This is a genomic window from Brachybacterium tyrofermentans (assembly GCF_039526165.1).
Lineage (GTDB): Bacteria > Actinomycetota > Actinomycetes > Actinomycetales > Dermabacteraceae > Brachybacterium > Brachybacterium tyrofermentans.
The window spans coordinates 135,897-154,422 of sequence record NZ_BAAAIR010000038.1 but is presented as its reverse complement, the minus strand read 5'-3'; the positions used below and the strand labels follow the sequence as shown (position 1 = coordinate 154,422).

Sequence of the window (18,526 nt, the reverse complement as noted above, 5' to 3'; positions counted from 1 at the left end):
GGCGGATGCCCGCAGCCCGGAGGGACGAGAGGATCGGGTCATGACCTCGCACCACCCCCTTCCCCAGCCTCCGCTCCATGCCGAGTCGGCGCCGACGACGGCTCTGTCATCCCCGTCCCTGCCCGTGTCCCCGTCGCCGACAGAGCCCTACCATCGCGCCGCCCGAGCGATCCCGCATCGCGGCTACTGGTGGCGCCCGCTGGTCGCGGTCGCCGTGGCGGGATTCGTGTGGATCGTCATGAACCTGCAGGTCATGACACCGTTGATGATCCTCGGCGAGATCTGGCCGGCGGCCGCCACCAGTCCCTCCCTGATGGACCCGTTGAATCCCGTCGATCAGTTCCTGGGCCTGGGCATGCTCGCGCTGCTGGTCCCCGCGGTGCTGGTGGGATCGCTGGCGGGCTACGGCCGTGCCGGGATCGCGCTCTCTGTGCTGGGGCGTTTCCGCTGGGCGCTGATGGGACGCGCGGCGCTCATCGTGGTTCCCGTCTATCTGCTGATCAACACGGTGCTGAACCTGGTCCTGGAGCGCGAGGCGATCGTGGTGCCCGAGTTCGGACCGGGCGTGATCCTGGCCTGGCTGGTCGTGCTCGTGCTCGCCCCGCTGCAGTGCGCGGGTGAGGAGTTCGCCTTCCGGGCGCTGCCGATGCAGGTCTTCGGCACCTGGCTGCGCTGGCCGCTGATCGGGATCCTCGTGCCCGTGCCGCTGTTCGTGCTGGGCCACGGCTACAACTGGGTGGGCCAGATCGACATCGCCCTCTTCGCGATCGTGATGGGCCTGCTGGCCTGGAAGACAGGCGGCCTCGAGATCCCGATCCTGCTGCACACCGCCAACAACTGGACCCTGTTCGCGATCTCCCCGCTGATCCCCGGATTCACCGAACAGGGCGAGGTGGGCTTCCTGGGCCTCGCCCTCGCGCTGGTGCCGATGCTCGGGCTGAGTGCCGGGATCTGGTGGTGGTACTCCAGGCGAGCGGGCCTGGGGCTGTGGGAGCCGCAGCGCGGCCGGGTTCAGACCCTCTCATCGGTCAGCTTGTCGGACGGCCCGTCGGCGCCTGTGGAGGCGCCCTCGCCGAGCGCCGCGAGCACCTCGCGTCCCCTGTCGGTCTGAGGGAAGCGGTCCACGATCTCCCGCAGCGCGTCAGCATCGACGCCCGCACCGAAGGCCTCCGCGAAAGGCTGCAGACGCACCCCCTCGGCGAGGGAGCCGATCACCACCGGGTCGAAGCCCAGTTCGTCGACCAGCTCGGCGACGACGCCCGCCGCCGGGGCGGGTCCGGCGATCGCGATGGCGGCGCGCGGACTCGGATCTTTATGGGCGACGCGGCGGGCGAGGTCCTCGAGGTCGTGGTACCCCATGTGGTTGAAGGCCTTCACGACGGTGACGCCAGGCAGCTGCTGCTGCACGAACTCGCTGGTCGACGCCCCTGCGTGGGAGAACTGCTCGAGGTGCCCGTCGGTCTCCCACCAGTAGTTCATGGCATCGACGACGATCTTGCCGGCCAGAGCGTCGGCCGGGATCGAAGCGTGCTTGCCCAGCGGCAGCGCGAGGATCACCAGGTCGGCCCTCTCAGCGGCCTCCCGGCTGGTCACCGGCTGCGCCCCGGGGGCGAGGACCTGGGTGATCAGCTCGATCTTCTCGGGATCACCGGAGCCCGAGATCAGCACGTCGTGCCCGGCGGCGACGGCGAGGCGGGCCAGCACAGTGCCGACCTTGCCGGCGCCGAGGATCCCGAGGGTGCGATGGAGGGAGGAGCTCATGCCGGAGGCAACGCGGAGGGCCGGCGACGTCTTCCCGGACGTGACCGGTTCCGCGCCCGCCGTCCGCGGACAGGCGCGCACCGGATGATGGCGACCGGAAGTGCGACACCGTGTCGATGCGATCGAGATCGTCCTTTGCGGTGCCTCGGCGCCCCCGAAGGCGACGCGAAGGGCGTTCTCGGGTGGCTCAGGGCGTGGGTTGCGGGGCGGTGCGGTGCGGGGTGCGGCTCGCGAGTTGTGGGGCGTGGGGCGCCGGCCACAGACCTTCCGGAGCAGGGAGAATCTAGCCGTCAGCCGTCAGCCCGCCCATCCTTGAGAGTGCAGCGCTGCTCGCACCCGGTTGACAGCGGACGCGCAGCCCGCGGCGAGATCGGCGGCGACCATGGGCAGGTCGATCCAGCCCGCCAGCTTCCGGCGCTCATCGCGCGCGGCGTCCTTCTGTCGCTGCTCCGGGCTGCGATGTCTGGGGCCCTCGTATTCGACGATGACCCGCCACTGCGGCCACTGCAGATCCGGCTCCCCGAGATCGGATCCAGCATGTGCCGCCCGCCCATTGGCCAGCGGCTCAGGGAGGCCCGCACGCACGAACGCCAGGCGGAGCGAGGTCTCGGGAGGGGAATCAGCACTCCTCCTCACGAGCTCGACCGCCTCACGGAGCCGGGCCGCGCCGCGCCCGGTGAAGTGTCCTGCCGCGTCCTTCAGCTCGTCGATAGTGGCGAACGGTCTGTTCCGGCCCTCGTACCTCGGTCGGGGGATGCGTACGAGGTGGTCCCCGATCGCGACGAGCGAATCGAGTCCGACACTTGTGCCGAGCTGCAGATAGGTGTGCAGGCGGCTGGTCCGCACGAGGTCGTCAGCGGTAGCCAGGGGCATGGCGTCGAGTCGAGGGCAGCTCCATCGCACCAGTGACGTGGACCGATGCGAGCCATCCGGCGCACCGAGATGGATCCGGCGATCCGGTCCTGAGCGTTGAACCGGATAGGCGGTTCGCGCCTGGCGCCGCCGGAGCTGCCTGGACGCCTCGACGACTGGTATGTCCAAGACTCCCGGAAGCGGGAATCCCCAGAGCCGTGCAGCTGTCGTGCCCATGGCGAAGGCCCCCGGCACCTGCCGTTGGTAGGCCGCGACGATTTCGCTCTCGCTAGCCATCACCTCCTCCCTCCGGTACAGCCCGCGGACGATCTGCACCAGATCGCCTCGCCGCAGCCGCTCGCGCCCCACCCCAGCCGCGAGCGCCTCCGAGGTGGTGAAGACGGAGGGGAGTGCCGGTGGCAGGGCAGCTGGCGAGACGGGCATCTCCACAGCATGGGCCCGGCTCCCTGGCTGCTCATGGTTCATCCCCAATGCGCTGGTCCCGTGCGCTGACGATGCTTCCTCCACGGTGTGACCACTCCTGCCGATGGGTGCCATTCCTGCCAGACAGTGAGTCGTCGCTGTCCCGTCAGCCATGACCCGCCGTGGCGTTGGCCCTGGCCCCGTGGCGTCCGCCCTGATCTGCCGTGGCGTCGTCCGATAGCGTCGTTCGCGTCGCCTCGGAGGAGTGCAAGACGACGCAAACGACGTTGTCGGACGAGGATGGTGCGGAAAGGTGAGGTGCCAGTGCCAGTGCCAGTGCCAGTGCCAGTGCCAGTGCCGGTGCCGGTGCTCGGGACCCGGGGCGAGGCCCCACCTCATGGTGAGCGGTGGATCAATTCCGTGGCGGTGAACGGTGGCGTCACTCACTGCGTCCCCAGCCAGGAAGTTCTACAGTGGACAGGCCATGTGCCGACTCTTCGCTCTTCATTCCGACCGCCCCGCCACCGCCGATCTCTGGCTGCTCGATGCGCCGTACTCCCTGCTGAACCAGTCGCGTTTCAACGCCGACGGCACGGGCCTGGGGTGGATCGACGGGGAGGGCCGGCCGCGGATCCGCAAGCGTCCCGTCGCCGCGTACGAATCCGAGGCGTTCACCGACTTCGCGACCACTCTGCGCTCGCGGGCGATGCTCGCCCATCTGCGCCTCTCCTCCGGCTCCGGGCACTGCGACGAGAACACCCATCCGTTCCTGCAGGACGGCATCATCAGCGCCCACAACGGGGTCCTGGAGGTCACCGAGGAGATGCGGCGGCGGGTCGCCGAGCTCGGCGCCGCCGATCACGTCCTGGGCTCCACCGACAGCGAGTGGATGGCCGCACTGATCACCGGCGAGGTGGCAGCTCACGGCGGAGACCTGCACGACGGGGCGACCGCCGCGCTGAGCTGGATCGCCGCCCATGTCCCCGTCTACTCCGTGAACGTCCTGGTGATGAAGGGGGAGGAGCTCATCGCGGTGCGTCTGCCGGCGACCAATGAGCTGTGGATCCTCGAGCGCCCCGCCGCCGTCGACTCTCCGAGCGATGGCTTCGAGCAGTCCTCGGACTCGCTCGCCGTGCGGGCTCGCAGCGAGGACCCGCACGGCGCGAGCTCCGTCGTCATCGCGAGCGAGCCCCTGGACGACGACCCCGCCTGGCGCCTCCTGGACTCCGGCGAACTCGTGCACCTCACCGCTGACGGCGCACTGACCAGCGAGCATCCCTTCGGCCCGCTCGCCCGGGCGCTCAGCATCGAGGATCTCGGCCTGTCGGCCGCAGCCTCCCAGGCGCATGCGGCGCAGGTCCGCGCCCAGCAGGACCGCCGCCGGCAGATCACGGAGACGGGTGCAAGGTCGACTGCTTCGGAACGCGCCAGCAGCGCTGACCACGACGACACCGCGGAGCACGCCGCATGAGCGCAGTCTCTCCGGTCGGCGGCACGCCCGACCTCGACGCGCGGCCCACGCCCTATCACCGGCTGGCGACTCTGCGCCCGGCGTGGTCCGCGTGGGGCCGGCCGCTGCTGACCGTCGTCGCCGCCGTCATCGCCTACGTCGTCCTGGCGTCCGTGCTGCTGGTGCTCACGATCCTCGTGCTCGCCCTCGCCCCCGGCGTGAACGTCGCGATCGGCGTGACCAGCGGCGACCCCACCAGTCCTCTGGACGTCGGCATCGCCCTGGCGATGGGGGCTCTGTGGTGGCCCGCCGCCATGGTCGGTGTGCGGATCGGCGGCTGGCGTCCGCTCGGCCCGACCTGGTCCGTCGCCGCTCGGCTGCGGCGCGAACGCCTGCGCTTCACAGGCGCGCTCGCCGTGCTCGCCGCTCTCGTGGTGGTCGCGGCTGCGGCGCTCGCCGGCGGCCTGGCGGGCGCCGGGGCCGACGGTGCGTCGGCCGGGGCCGGATCTTCTGCGGCCGGCGGGGGAGCGTCGGTCCTCCAGATGCTCCTGGTGGTGCTGCTCGTGCTGGTCCTGGTCCCGCTGCAGGCCCTCGGTCTCGAGCTGGCTCTGCGCGGCATGGTGCTGCAGGCCGTCGGCACCTGGCTGCGCAGCCCGGTGATCGGGATCCTCGTGGTCGCCGCACTGGCCTTCATCGGCCGCGAGGCGACCGCTGCCGTGATGGTGCCCGCCCTGGCCGCAGCGCTCGCCGCGGCGGTGCTCGCGTGGAAGACCGGGGGTCTCGAGCTCCCGATCGTGCTCACCGCCACCACGACGGGCACCGCGCTGATCGTCTCCGCCCTGGCCGCCGGGAGCGGCACCGGCGCCGGGGTGGCGGCGCTCGGTGCAGCCGTCGCGGCCCCCGGCACCTCCGCCGCAGCACTCGCCGGCACAGGGACCGGACCGGTCCACGCTGACGCCGCCCTGGCCGGCGGTGTCGCCGCGGCGGTCGCCCTGCTGGTCCTCGCCGCCGTGATCGTCGTGGTGGTGAGCCGACGAGAGGGCCTGCGCCTGCTCGAGCCCGTCGGCCGCGCCGCCGACGAACCTGTGCCGGATCCCGTGCTGATCTGACGCGAGCCGGCCGTCTGCATGGGCCGATGGGGTGGGGTGGGCCGGATCGAATCGTCCGCGAAACCTGGACACCTTGGAAATTCTCACGTAGGAATACTGGTGGTCGGGCACCGCCGCCCGTCCGCCATCCCACAAAGGACGACGACGATGACGCCACTCGCCCGCTTCTCCCGCCGCACCCTCCTGGCCACCGGAACCCTCACCGCGACCGCAGTCGGGGCCGGCCTCCCCGCCGCCAGCGCCGCCTCGGGATACTCCAACCCGGTGATCGACACCAATCAGCCCGACCCCGGCATCCTGCGCGTCGACCAGGGGTATTACCTGTACTCGACGGCCGGCTCAGCCGGGAACATGCCGGTGCTGCGATCCCCGGACCTCGTGCACTGGCGCCGGGTGGGCGACGGGCAGCCCGTGATCGCCTCGTGGGCGAACAGCGGCCGACACTGGGCTCCGGAGGTCATCGATGTGGACGGCAAGTACCACGCCTACTACACCGCCTGGGAGCGGGCCACGGACCGGCAGTCGATCGGGGTCGCCGTCGCGCAACGGCCCGAGGGCCCCTTCGTCGACTCGGCGGACGCACCGCTGCTGTCCACCCCTGAAGAGGGCGGGTGCATCGACGCCTCGCCGTTCCGGGACGAGGACGGCTCGCTGTGGCTGCTGTGGAAGAACGACGGCAATGCCGCAGACCAGGATTCGTTCCTCTTCGCCCAGCGCCTCGCGGACGACGGGCTGTCCCTCGAGGGCGAGCGCAGCCGCATCCTCGAGCGCGACCTGGCCTGGGAGATCTACACGATCGAAGGGCCCGCGATCATCACGCACGAGGGCCGCTACTACCTCTTCTACTCCGCCGGGGAGTACTGGAACGAGACCTACGGGGTGGGTGTGGCGGTCGCCGACGCGATCGACGGGCCGTGGATGAAGCTCTCCGACCAGCCCGTGCTCTCCGCCAACGACGTGGCCGCGGGGCCGGGGCACGGCATGCCGGTGAGCACCTCGGACGGCATCTGGTACGTCTACCACGCCTGGCATCCCGACCACATCGGCCAGGATCCCGGCCGCCAGATCTGGATCTCGAAGGTGCGCTTCGACGGCGGAGACGTGAGCATCGACGGTCCCTCGATCAGCAACCCGCAGCGTCCCAGGATCGACTACCGGCCCTGAGTCGGCGGATGCCGAGCCCCCGGTGCCCTCCTGCGGTCCCGCTGTCCTGTTGCTCGGGCCCTCGCGGTCACCACGTGTCCCTCCCGGCTCGGGCCGTGCCTGTCACACTCGTCGTCCTCGACGCGTCGACGAAGCAGAAGCCGTCGGCAGCACGGCCGGTGGCGCACAGGGAAGGATGGGGCCATGGACGCGAACAGGAATGAGCCGACGCCAGCCCGGCACAGCGGCGATGGCGGCGACGACGCGGATTCCGGTGCAGCTGCCGAGGCGTCGGGCACGGGAGCAGAAGCGGTCGCCGGCACCCGGGCTGACGAGCTCGCACAGCGCTTCGAGCGGGAGCGCTCGCGTCTCGTCTCCCTGGCGAGCAGGGTGCTCGGGGACCCGAACGAAGCGCAGGACATCGTCCAGCAGGCCTGGCTGCGGCTGGATCGCACCGAGCAGGACATCGACAACCTGCCCGCCTGGCTGACCACCGTCACCACTCGGCTGTGCCTGGACCGCCTGCGGCGCCGCACCCCGGTGCCCGAGGAGGATCACGAGCTGCCCGAACCCGCCCCGGATCCTGCCGAGGACGTGGCGCTCGCCGATACCGTGGGCGTCGCGCTGCAGCTGGTCCTGGACCGGCTGAGTCCGAACGAGCGCGTCGCCTTCGTGATGCACGACAGCTTCGGCTTCGAGTTCACGACGATCGCCGCGGCGCTGGACACGACGCCCCAGGCGGCACGCAAGCTCGCCTCGCGCGCCCGGGCGAAGGTCACGCAGCCCCGCGCCGAGGACGCGCTCGCCGACTGGGAGGTGGTCGATGCCTTCATGGCCGCCGCCCGCGAGGGCAACTTCACCCGTCTCGTGCAGCTCCTGGCGCCGGATGCCGTGGTGCGCGGCGACCAGCAGGCGATCGAGACGGGCACCCCCGCTGCCATCGACGGCCGGGAGGACGTGGCGAGCTTCTTCAACGGCTCCGCCCACGCCGCGCTGCCGACCAGCATCGACGGGCGTGCGGGCTCGGCCTGGTACCACCGGGGCCAGGCGATGGTCCTGTTCGACTTCACCATCGTCGACGGGCAGGTCTCGCGCATCGACTTCCGCGCGGACCCCGACATCATCGGGCGCGTTGTGCGTCGCGACGGCGCCGATCCGCGATGACCTCCAACGGAGATCGCCACGACCGGTCACACTCCCGGCACGGCGCACGTCAACACCACGAGAGCAGCACCGGCAGCGGCATCCACCGCCTGCCGACCTCGGAGAGAAGGACACCACGATGAAGACCATGACCTGCCAGCAGCTCGGCGGCCCCTGCGACCTCGCCCACCGGGGCGAGAGCGCGGACGACGTCATCAACGCCCAGGACAAGCACCTCAAGGAGGTCGTCAAGGCCGGCGACGAGACCCATCAGGCGGCCCGCAAGGAGATGAAGTTCCGCTGGCTGCACCCCAAGCAGTCGCTGGGTTGGTACAACGACATGAAGGCGGCGTTCGCAGCCCTTCCCGAGGACTGACCTGCCGCGTATGGCCCGAGAACGGGACGTCGTCGAGGAGTCGTCGCCATCGAGGCCGACCTCCTCCGACGACGTCCCGTCCCCGCGCTCAGCTGCGGATCGCGTCGATCACCTTGATGCGGGTCGCGATGAGGGCGGGCAGGGCGCCGGCGAGCACGCCCACCGCGGTCGCGGCCAGCAGACCCACGACCACGGCGTCCACCGGGAACGGCGGGATGTCCACGAGACCCTGCTCCCGGAAGAAGTCGGTCACGAAGGGTGCCTTGACCAGGGCGACCGCTGCTCCCACGCCGACGACGCCGGCCAGCACGGTGGCGACCACGGACTCCATGAGCACCCCGAAGAACACGCGGCCGCCGGTGGCGCCGTAGGACCGACGGATGCCGATCTCCCGCACCCGGTAGCGCACGGTGACCAGCGAGATGTTCACGAGCCCCATCGCGCCCAGCAGCAGGATCACCACGGCGACCCCGGCGATCGCGTAGCCGAAGACCTTGTAGATCGACATCTCCTCGACGCCGAACGAGGTCGGATACACGTCGAAACTGCCGGCACCACCGCCCGAGAGGGCGCGGGCGAGCTGACTGCGCACGACATCGGCCTGCTCCGGGGGCACCCACACGAGGTACTCCGACGCGGCCGGAGCGTTCTCGTCATAGCCGGGCACTGCGGCCAGGCCGTCGGTCGCGATGTACGCCTGCGGGGCATAGTCGGTCGAGGCGTCCGGGGGGAGCACGCCGATGATGATCGCCTGCGCGGCCTCCTGTGCACCCGTGGGCCCGTACAGGGTGACGGGCTCGGTGCCCAGCTCCGGGCTGCCGAGGGTCTCGTACAGGGGCTGGTTCACCACCAGCGCCGGTGCCAGACGGTGCTGGTCGGAATCGGAGATCCACCGGCCCCGCTCGACCTGCATCCGGTACATCGTCGCGTAGGAGGGATCCACGCCGTTGAGTGCAGACGTCTGCACTCCTTGCGTGGTCTGGATCCGCACGTCCGAATAGGCGCGGCGGGTGCGATGCTCGATGCCGAGCCGATCGATCTGCTCGAACACGAACTCATCGAGCTCCGGGCCGGTGACCTCGTCCTGCTGGCCGGAGGACGTGATGTTCTCGTTGCCGAACTCGTCCATCTCGTAGGTCATGTCGCCCATCGACTGGATCGAGAGCACGGTATCGCGACCGCCGCTCTTCTCCATCGACTGCTGCAGGGCGCCGCCGAGCATGCCGCCGGCCCCCATGACCGCCGTCAGGGCGAACACGGAGAAGGCCACACCGATGAGGGACAGCAGGATGCGGCCCTTGTTCACGCGCAGTTCGCCATAGGCCTCGACGATCGAGGCGAGGAACCCGGTCATGCCTGGACCTCCTGGTGGGAGGCGCCGGCAGCGGCGACCGCCTCGCGCCCGGCGCGGATGCCGACGGTCGCCGAGAGCGCATCCTGCGCCCCGGTGCTGCCGACGTCGTTCAGCACCCCCTCGTCCAGCAGGTAGGAGCGCCGCGAGAGGGCGGCGACCTGGAGGTCGTGGGTGATGGTCACGAGCGCGGCGTCGGACTCCCGCGCGATCTCGTCCAGCAGCGCCATGACGGCCTCGCCCGTGGTGACGTCGAGGGCCCCGGTGGGCTCGTCGGCGAGGATCAGCCGCGGCCTGCGCACCAGGGCGCGGGCCACGGCGACCCGCTGCTGCTCACCGCCGGAGAGGCGGCTGGGCTGCTGGTCCGCGCGGTCGGCCAGACCCACCCGGTCGAGCATCTCCCGGGCGAGGCGCTCCCGACGCCAGAACTGCCCGGCGCTGCCGTACATCAGCGGCATCATCACGTTCTCCAGGGCGGTGCGGCGATCCAGCAGGTTGAACTGCTGGAACACGAAGCCGATGGAGGCTCCCCGCAGGCGGGCCCGTCGGCGGTCGCCGAGGCGGGACACGTCGGCGCCGTCGAACAGCAGCTCGCCGCTGGTCTGACGGTCGATCAGGCCCAGCAGGTTCAGCAGGGTGGACTTGCCCGATCCGGAGCGGCCGACGACGGCGACGTGGTCACCGGCATGCACCGTCAGGTCGATGCCGCGCAGGATGTGGAGGTCCTCCCGGCTGGGCAGGCGCACCGAGCGGCGCAGCTCGCGCAGCTCGAGCAGGGGAGCTGGCGTGCTCACCACATCTCACCGCCGCCCATGCCGTCATCGGGGTTGTCCACGCCGGGCACGAACTGGAGGATCTCCTGGCCCTCCTCGAGGCCCTCGGTGATCTCGACGACCCCGTCGCCGCGCAGGCCGAGGGTGACCTCGACGGGGGTCGGCTCGCCGGTGGCCTCGTCGAGCATGTACACGGTGCCGGTCTCTCCCGTGCCCTCGGCAGCGGTGGTGGGAACGGTGAGGACATCGGTCGCGGAGCCGAGCTTCACGGTCACCTCGACGCTCAGGCCGGGGACGATCCGGGTTCCCTCGGGGACGGGGCACTCCAGCTGGGCGGAGGAGACGCTCGAGGTGGTCTCCTCGCCGGTCATCGGATCGATCTGGGGGGCTTCGGGCTTGGCGACCTCGGCGTCCTCGGTGATGCCGGGGGCCTTGCAGTGCACCGGATCGGCGGCGGTGGGGAGGATCGCGGAGGCGTCGATGTCCACGTCGAGCAGGGAGAGCTGCTGCTCCGGGGTCAGCTCGGCGACGATCGAGTAGGTCCCGGGAGAGATCGTGGCCACGACGTCACCGGTGGCGATGGACTCCCACTCCTCGAGGGTGAGGCCCGTGATCTTCCCGGGGGCGTTGGCGTACAGGGTGAGGTACCGGTACTGCTGCTCGGTCTGCTCCGGCTGCGGCGCCGGCTGCTCGACGGGCTCCGGGCCTCCCTCGTCGGTCCCGTCCCCGCCGGTCGCCCCGTCGGTCGTCCCCTCGGCGGGCATCTCGGGCGGGACGTCGACCGGTGCGGGCTCCTCGGGGACACGCACCTGCAGGATGCGCTGCCCCTTCACGACGGTGTCGCCCTCACGGGCCCAGATCTTGTTGATCTCGCCCTCGTCGGTCGCCTTCAGCTCGGTGCCCTCATCGGGCTGGACCGTGGCGGGGAGCGCCAGCTCCGAGGCGATGTCCGACGTCTCGACGGACACCACCGCGTACTGGTCGAACTCGGCGGTGGGGACGTCGGGATCCTCCGCTGCGCCGGAGGCATCGGCGGGGAAGAATGCCATGCGGGCGAGGGCCAGGGCGATGACCGCGAGGATCAGCATCCAGATCAGGGGGAAGACATAGCGACGGAGGGCGTCCATGGGCGCCTTTCGTTCGGGTCGGCGACGGCGCCGAGAGGAGGTTCGGGGAAGGTGCGTCGTCTGCGGGCCGAGCCGGCGGGCCGACGACTTTTCCTATTCTTGCCTGATTTCGTGGCCCCAGTATCCGCCTCAGGTATCGATCTGCCGCTGTACTGCGGATTCTGGACCACCGATGACGGCGAGCCCAGCGCGCCATAGGGTCGACGCATGAGCCCCGCCGATGCCGCCAGCCCCGTGACCCCTCCTGCGAAGACCGCTCCTGCAGCTCCCGCCGCGCAGGCGGTGAACCCCGCGGGGATCGGCGACGAGATGCTGCTGCTCCCGCTGCGCCAGCGGATCATCGAGCGGGACCTCGGCGTGCGGGCGATCCACGTGCACCGCGCCGGCCGCGAGGACGTCTCGCACCGCTTCATGGACGACACGGTCGAGAACATCTACTCCTGCTCCAAGACGGTCACCGCGCTCGCTGTGGGCATCGCCGCCGGGGAGGGGCTGCTCGACGTCGAGGACCTCGTGGTGGACCACCTCCCCGCCCCGGCAGGCGGCTACGGCCGCGGCATGGACCAGGTGCGCCTTCGGCATCTGCTGACGATGACCTCCGGCTCCCCGATCCTCGGCTTCCTCGACGAGCACCGCGACCACGAGGACCTCACCGCCCTGTTCCTCGGGACCGACCTGATCGCGGAACCGGGGGAGCGCTGGGAGTACTCCAACGGTTCGATCTTCCTGCTCTCCCGCGTCATCAGCGAACGCACGGGGCAGAGCATGCGCGACTGGCTGATGCCGCGGCTGTTCGAGCCGCTGGGCCTGCCCAACCCGCAGTGGCACACCACTCGCGACGGGCACAGCTGGGGCGCGACGGGCCTGCACCTCAAGAGCTGGCAGCTGGCGCGGATCGGCCGAGTGCTGCTGCAGCGCGGCGAGCACGACGGTGCTCAGCTCGTTCCGGCGGCGTGGATCGACGCGATGCACGCCGACGACGCCTGGGTCACCACCGGGGACGCCGAGCCCGAGAGCGTCCACTACGGCTACGGGATCTGGCAGTGCACGCCCGACGGCGCCTGGCGGGCCGACGGCGCCTACGGCCAGCTGATCCTGGTGCTCCCGCAGCAGGACGCCGTCATCACGATCACCTCGCACCTGGAGGGTCGGGGCGCCGCAGAGATCATGCGCGCCGTCTGGCAGGACCTGCTGCCCCTGCTCTGAGCCGCCGGTCGCCCCGCTGGGAGCCGGTGGCCGTCAACGGGAAGCCGCCGACGCTGCGCGCCGCGGGTCGCCAGCTGCGCGCCGCGGGCCGTCCAGCTGTACGAACTTTCGGTCCCCAGCGTTGGCTCAGCGGCTATGTGGACGTGAGCCCACGCCCAGCGACAAATGTTCGTACTCGGATCGGCGGATCGGTAGATCACCGGAGCACTGGGCCGGCGGATGACCGAGGCACTGTAGCGCCGGAGCACCGGGCTGGCGGATCGCCGGGGCTGGCGGATCGCCGGGGCGACGGGTGGCGTCCGGATGCTCGCAGGCGCGACCGGTAGTTTTGAGCCATGGATCCTTCCGTTCTGCTGAACGTCGCCCTCGTGCTGCTCTTCGTGCTCATCGGCGGCGTGTTCGCGGGCACCGAGATGGCGATCGTCAACCTGCGGGAATCGCAGATCAAGCAGCTGGAGGAGGAGGGGCCCCGCGGCGAGCGCACCGCGACGCTGGTGCGCGACCCCAACCAGTTCCTCTCGGCCGTGCAGATCGGCGTGACGGTCGCGGGCTTCTTCTCCTCCGCCTACGGCGCCTCCACGATCGCCCCCTCCCTGGCCCCGGTCCTGGTGGGCTTCGGCCTGCCGGAATCGACGGCGAGCACCGCTGCCCTGATCGGGATGACCCTGGTGATCGCGTACCTCTCGCTGGTGCTGGGCGAGCTCGCCCCCAAGCGTCTGGCCATGCAGAACGCGATGGGCGTGGCCAAGGTCGTGGGCCCGCCGCTGAGCCTGTTCGGCACGGCCATGCGCCCGGTGATCTGGCTGCTGTCCACCTCCACCAATGTGGTGGTGCGCCTGCTGGGCGGTGATCCGCACGCGAACCGCGAGTCCGTCTCCGCCGAGGAGATCCGGTCGATGGTGCGCAGCTCCGAGGCGCTCGACCATGCGGAGTCCCGCGTGCTGGCCGACGTCTTCGACGCCTCCGAGCGCACGGTCGTGGAGGTCATGCGCCCCCGGCATCAGGTGCACTTCCTCGCGGGCACCGACACCGTGGCCGAGGTGCGCGCCGAGATCCGCGACACCGGCTACTCCCGCTATCCCGTCACCGGTGAGGACGTCGACGACATCCTCGGCTTCGTCCACGTGCGCGACCTGCTGCTGGTCGACGACCTCACGGCCACCCGGATGGCGGATCTCGCGCGTCCGATCGAGCACATCCCCGGAACCGTCGAGGTGCTCCAGGCGCTGAACAGGATGCGCGCCCATGCCGACCAGATCGCCGTGGTGGTCGACGAGTACGGCGGCACCGACGGCATCGTCACCCTCGAGGACCTGCTGGAGGAGCTGGTGGGCGAGATCTACGACGAGTTCGACCTCGAGTCCTGGCCGGAACCCGGCGGGCTCGACCGGATCGTCGAGGGCGACGGCACCCTCGACGGCGGGCTGATCCTGCAGGAGTTCGAGGCGGCGACGGAGATCGAGCTGCCGGACACTGGCGGCTACGAGACCGTCGGCGGATTCATCATGGCGAGCCTGGGCAGGATCCCCGTGGCCGGAGACGTGGTCCAGGTCGACGGCGGCCGCCTCGACGTGGTGGAGGTCGACGAGCGCCGCGTGCAGCGGGTGCGCCTGGTGCGCGACGCCCCGGCGACGGAGGCACCTTCCGAGACGGCCTGATCGACCGGGGCGCCCACCGCTGTTCTGGCGGTGGACGCCCCATCCCGGCTTGCTCGTCACTCCGTCGGCGCCTCCGCCTCGGCGCACTCGGGGGCGGAACCCGCCTCGTCGGCCGCACCGAGGTCCTCGACCCGCAGGTTGTCGAGCACGAGGTCGTTCTGCGGGCCGCTGCCCACGTTCTCGATCCCGATCCAGGTCGCATCGCAGGCCCCGGCGGTGAACTCGTGCTCGAAGCGGGCGTCGACGCCGCGCGCCTGCGGGATCGCTGCGCGCTCCAGGGTGGTGACGGCGGGCTCCTCGCCCGGCGCGGCGAGGGAGTCCCCGCCCACGATCAGGTTGTAGGAGCCGTCGAAGCTGGTCTGGTGGTCGAAGGAGACCCGGTAGCGGTGACCGGCCTCGAGCGGCAGCGAGCCCGTGGTGGTGCGCAGGATCAGGCCCTCGTTCTCCTCGTGGGCCATCAGCGACCAGTCGCCGTCCAGCACGTTGTCCAGCAGCTTGCCGCCCTCGACCACGTCCCCGTCGGCGTTCGGGCCGTACCAGCCGGCCTGCGAGTACGGGGCGTGCAGCTCGGCGAGCTGGGTGCGGGCGTCGCCGCCCAGCTCCGCGGTGCCGGTCACGAACGGCCAGTAGCCGGTGTCCACGTTCTCGAAGTCCTCGAACAGCACGGTCTCCTCCGTGGCGTCCGCATCCTCTGGGGCCACGAAGGGCACCACGCGGGCGTCGTCCACCCGCACGGCGTTCTCGCCCGCGCCGGCGGTGACCGCGAGCGTCACGGGGGAGCCGTCGGTGGTGAAGGTGACGCGCACGCGCTGGAAGTACTGCCCGTGCTTGTCGTCGGACGCCGTGGCGTTGACCGCCATCGAGGAGTCGACGGCGGTGGTCGCCGACCCGTCCTCACCGGCCTGGTGGGCGGTGGGGACGACCCCGTCACCGGTGGCCGAGACGGTCACGTCGCGGGTGTCCGTGGGGTCGATCTGCACCGATGCCCACGCGCTGTAGGTCCCGGCGGGAAGATCCTGCGTCGCATCGGCCGGATCGTGGAGCTGCTGGGAGATTCCCGCCGCACCCGAGCCGAGCACGGCCTGGAGGTTGCGGTTCTCGTCAGTCTCGATCTCGACAGCGCCCTCGGGCGACCAGGCGTCGAGGGTGCCTGAGAAGAAGCCCGGGTCGGAGACGGGCGTGCCCTGGCCCCATTGCGGGGCGGCCTTCTCGGGCATGTCCGAGGTCGGGTGCAGCACGTAGGCGGTGCCCGCCTCCGCCTCGAGGGTGACCTGGCCCTTCCGGACCGGCACGGTGATGCGACCGCCGCGGCCGGTGTCCGTGAGCGGGTACATGACCAGGGAGCCCTGGTCGGCCCACTCGGGCGTGAGGGTCCAGGTGGTCCTCCCGCCGTCGGGGTTGTAGTGGTAGAGCCGGTCCCCGCTTCCGCCGGTGCCCGCTGCGGCGGCACCGTCCTGCGAGCTGCCGCCGTCGGCGGCCGCCCCATCGGACCAGGGCAGCAGGTACGTCCCGCCCTCGTAGACGGTCGCGCCGCCGTGGGTGATGGTGCGGTCGGTGGGGATCTCGGTGCCGCCGACGGAGTCGACGTCCGACGTGGCGACGGTGCCGTTGGCGAGCACCACCTCGCCGTCTCCCCACTGCATGATCGGTGCCTGCTGCATGTACTTGGTGGGCAGGTTCCGCTGCCACACCGTGTCGAAGAAGGCGTTCGCATCGTGATGCCCGGTCCAGCCCTCGAACTCCTGCACGTTCGCGTTGGACAGCAGCGGGTCCGGGTTCCAGATGTCCTTGCGGTCGTTGTCGAGGAACCGGATCACCTGGGAGTTGATGCCCTTGTTGGTGGAGCCGCCGTAGTTCTCGTCGTTCGCCCAGTGCGACCAGGTCGAGGCACGCGGCATCTTGTCGGCCCACTCGGTGGAGACCGACCAGCCCTGCGCCTGCAGCTCCTGCGCGAGGCGCTGGCCCTCCCAGCCGTTGGGGTAGTACACGTCCATGTACAGGAAGGTCAGGTTCTCGGGAGCCTCGTCGCGGAGATCCTGGAAGCGGTCCAGCACGTTCCCGGTGCCGAGGTCCTTCGGGCCGTCGATCGCATAGGACTGGTTCATCCAGCCCCAGCCCTTCTTCAGCGGCTGCTGGAGCAGGTCGTCGGAGAAGGCGTAGGCCTCGGAGTACGACTCGGTGGCGTTGACGTGCACGCCGAAGGTCGCGTTCCAGTCCTCGCCCGCCGCGGCGAGGGTCTCGAGGTCCGCGAGGCCGCCGGCGCGCTCGTTGTAGTGGCCGGCGTAGTCGGGATGCGCGGAGTCGTGGCCCTCGGCCTGGTAGCCCTTGAGCATGACCGACTGGCCCAGGCCCTCGGTGGCCAGCGCCACCCTTTTGGTGTCGTCCAGCGTGCGCAGGAACGGGTGCGTGGCCTGGGAGACGATGTTGAATGGGATCCGCTTGATGACCTCGTTCTTCACGGCATCTCCGCCCACGACACCCTCCTGCACGCCGCGGGCGGCGATCGCGGCGTCCTGCCAGTCCAGCGCGGCGTCATCGTTCGCATCGGCGGTCAGCGCCACGCGCACGAACGGGTCCGCGTCGGCGCCGAGGCCGAGGTCAGCGGTGGAGCCGCGCACCACGAAGGTGCCCGGCGAGACGGTGCCGTAGGAGGCGCCGTCGCCCTGGGCGAGCGCGACGATGTAGCGGGAGTTGTCGGTCTGCACGCGGCCCGCCGTCGCGCCGCCGGCCGTGTTGTCCTCGACCGCGTTGGTCTCGAACCCGGCGGCGAGCTGGTCACCGGCGATCAGCGCCACGTGCGAGGGGTCCTCGAGCGCGGTGCCCTCGTCGAGGGAGGCGAGATCGTAGATGTGGTCGCCGCTGCGGTCACGGTCCGCGGAGAGATCCGCGCCCACCACCTGGGCGCCGGCCTCGGTGCCGTTGGCGGAGGCGAGGTCCAGGCGCGGGATGGAGAGGCGGTGGATCGCGCCGGCGGGATCGACGAAGTTCGTGAGCTTCCACGTCATGGTGCTGTCCTCGACGGAGATCACCGCATCGAAGCTCGTGCCCTCGAGCGCGGGGACCGTGAGGTGGTAGGTGGCGCTGAGGTCGTCCTCGGAGACCTCGGGAGCGGTGACCTCGACGTCGTAGGGGACGTCGTCGATCACCACGGAGGTGCGGGCGTCGCCGTAGCGGCCGGCGAGGCTGCCCTCGCCGAGCGTGTAGTCCACGACCTGCGGGAAGTCGGGGTGCAGGCGCACCGTGAGGTCCGCGTCCGTGATCTCGACGGTGCCCTCCGGCGGGTCCACGACGATCGGGTCCGGATCGGCCGCCTCGCCGATCACGTCGACGTTGAGCTCGGCGAGGGAGGCGACCTCCTCCGGCGGGGACGTCTCGGGATCAGCGGCCTTCCCGCCCCAGGAGCTGATCCACACCACCTTCACGCAGCTGGCCTCGACGGGCGAGTCCAGGGTGATGGTGCGCTCCGTGGTGGCGTCGGCCAGGGCGCCGTCGAAGCTGCCCTCGGCGGCCTTGGTGTAGGCGGTGTCCGCGCACTCCGGATCGGTGGAGGTGTGGATCTCGTAGTCGCCGATGCGGCCGGAGCCGTTCGAGTCCTGACGGGGCTGCAGGCGCACGCGCGCCACCTCGACCGGCGATTCGGAGACCTGCACCGAGAGGTGGTGGGGCAGCTCGTCGACGCTCTCGCTCCACGCGGTGTGCCACATCGTGGAGTCGTCGCCGTCCAGCACGTTCGAGGCGGGGTTCCCCTCCTCGACGGAATCCGCATCCATCACCGACATCGCACTCTGCGGCAGCGGCACATAGGTGGGGTCGGCGCCCGCCGGAGCGGCGAGGGAGAACGGGGCGAGGAGCGTGACGGCGGCGCCGAGGACGAGCGTTCGCACCGGCCGACGGGGGCCGCGCGGGGGAGCGGTCCGACGCGAGGAGAGCGAGGAGGGCGGAGAGGAGAAGGACGGGGGATCCTGCTGGGGATCGGTCGCGGGGACGGAGGACGATCGGCGCGTCATCGGAGCCTTTCGGGGGCGGAACGGGCGGGGGCGGACCGCTCGGACGACTCCGGGATGTGATCGACTCTGAGCGTTTCCAGGTGCTTCCGCTGACCACTATGCATGCTCCGGGGTCACGAGGGGCCGGTTCCCGCACATCAGGCTAAA

The 18,526-nt window shown here is 70.9% G+C and carries 14 protein-coding genes; 8 read left to right on the top strand and 6 right to left on the bottom strand.

What is annotated here, in order from left to right; genetic code table 11:
• Positions 1-40: 40 nt before the first annotated feature.
• On the top strand, positions 41-1,111 hold the full coding sequence (locus tag ABD093_RS10280) for a CPBP family intramembrane glutamic endopeptidase (RefSeq protein ID WP_193115812.1): 1,071 nt from the start codon (positions 41-43) through the stop codon (positions 1,109-1,111).
• Here ABD093_RS10280 and ABD093_RS10275 read toward each other — a convergent pair.
• Both ABD093_RS10275 and ABD093_RS10270 read right to left on the bottom strand, forming a co-directional pair.
• Entirely contained in the window at positions 1,012-1,761 is a 750-nt protein-coding gene (locus ABD093_RS10275) for an NADPH-dependent F420 reductase (RefSeq protein ID WP_343924264.1), read from the bottom strand. The two genes, ABD093_RS10280 and ABD093_RS10275, sit on opposite strands and share 100 nt — an antisense overlap.
• A 297-nt stretch (positions 1,762-2,058) precedes the next feature.
• Positions 2,059-3,057 carry a type IV toxin-antitoxin system AbiEi family antitoxin domain-containing protein gene (locus tag ABD093_RS10270; protein WP_343924262.1) on the bottom strand — a complete coding sequence of 333 codons (999 nt, stop codon included), beginning with the start codon at positions 3,055-3,057 and terminating at the stop codon, positions 2,059-2,061.
• Between the two features lie 463 nt (positions 3,058-3,520).
• On the opposite strand from ABD093_RS10270, the gene ABD093_RS10265 reads away from it, so the two are divergent.
• The 5 genes from ABD093_RS10265 to ABD093_RS10245 all read left to right on the top strand — a co-directional run bounded on the left by ABD093_RS10265 (position 3,521) and on the right by ABD093_RS10245 (position 8,257).
• Positions 3,521-4,507: a class II glutamine amidotransferase gene (locus tag ABD093_RS10265; RefSeq protein WP_343924260.1), complete on the top strand. Its 987-nt coding sequence runs from the start codon at positions 3,521-3,523 to the stop codon at positions 4,505-4,507.
• The gene (locus ABD093_RS10260; protein WP_343924258.1) at positions 4,504-5,595 is read left to right on the top strand and encodes a CAAX protease; all 1,092 of its coding nucleotides are present in this window, start codon (positions 4,504-4,506) and stop codon (positions 5,593-5,595) included. The genes ABD093_RS10265 and ABD093_RS10260 overlap by 4 nt, the downstream gene beginning before the upstream one ends.
• Before the next feature lie 147 nt (positions 5,596-5,742).
• The gene (locus ABD093_RS10255) at positions 5,743-6,759 is read left to right on the top strand and encodes a glycoside hydrolase family 43 protein (protein ID WP_343924256.1); all 1,017 of its coding nucleotides are present in this window, start codon (positions 5,743-5,745) and stop codon (positions 6,757-6,759) included.
• A gap of 183 nt (positions 6,760-6,942) precedes the next feature.
• The gene (locus tag ABD093_RS10250) at positions 6,943-7,902 is read left to right on the top strand and encodes a sigma-70 family RNA polymerase sigma factor (protein ID WP_343924254.1); all 960 of its coding nucleotides are present in this window, start codon (positions 6,943-6,945) and stop codon (positions 7,900-7,902) included.
• 118 nt (positions 7,903-8,020) lie between these two features.
• The gene (locus ABD093_RS10245) at positions 8,021-8,257 is read left to right on the top strand and encodes a hypothetical protein (protein ID WP_343924252.1); all 237 of its coding nucleotides are present in this window, start codon (positions 8,021-8,023) and stop codon (positions 8,255-8,257) included.
• Positions 8,258-8,345: 88 nt separating this feature from the next.
• Here the strand turns inward: ABD093_RS10245 and ABD093_RS10240 are convergent, their stop codons facing one another.
• From ABD093_RS10240 to ABD093_RS10230, 3 genes are read right to left on the bottom strand one after another with little or no spacing between them, the layout of a single operon-like run.
• Positions 8,346-9,611: an ABC transporter permease gene (locus ABD093_RS10240; RefSeq protein ID WP_343924250.1), complete on the bottom strand. Its 1,266-nt coding sequence runs from the start codon at positions 9,609-9,611 to the stop codon at positions 8,346-8,348.
• Complete coding sequence (locus ABD093_RS10235) at positions 9,608-10,405, bottom strand: ABC transporter ATP-binding protein (protein ID WP_404801940.1); 798 nt, start codon at positions 10,403-10,405, stop codon at positions 9,608-9,610. Before ABD093_RS10235 ends, ABD093_RS10240 begins: the two co-directional genes overlap by 4 nt.
• Entirely contained in the window at positions 10,399-11,508 is a 1,110-nt protein-coding gene (locus tag ABD093_RS10230; RefSeq protein ID WP_343924248.1) for an efflux RND transporter periplasmic adaptor subunit, read from the bottom strand. The genes ABD093_RS10235 and ABD093_RS10230 overlap by 7 nt, the downstream gene beginning before the upstream one ends.
• 207 nt (positions 11,509-11,715) lie before the next feature.
• Between ABD093_RS10230 and ABD093_RS10225 the strand changes: the two genes are divergently transcribed.
• On the top strand, positions 11,716-12,714 hold the full coding sequence (locus tag ABD093_RS10225; RefSeq protein WP_343924246.1) for a serine hydrolase domain-containing protein: 999 nt from the start codon (positions 11,716-11,718) through the stop codon (positions 12,712-12,714).
• A gap of 335 nt (positions 12,715-13,049) precedes the next feature.
• A complete protein-coding gene (locus ABD093_RS10220) occupies positions 13,050-14,372 on the top strand; it encodes a hemolysin family protein (protein WP_343924244.1) in 1,323 nt (440 codons plus the stop codon).
• A gap of 56 nt (positions 14,373-14,428) precedes the next feature.
• On the opposite strand, the gene ABD093_RS10215 is transcribed toward ABD093_RS10220, so the two are convergent.
• Complete coding sequence (locus ABD093_RS10215) at positions 14,429-18,379, bottom strand: endo-alpha-N-acetylgalactosaminidase family protein (RefSeq protein WP_343924242.1); 3,951 nt, start codon at positions 18,377-18,379, stop codon at positions 14,429-14,431.
• Positions 18,380-18,526: the final 147 nt, after the last annotated feature.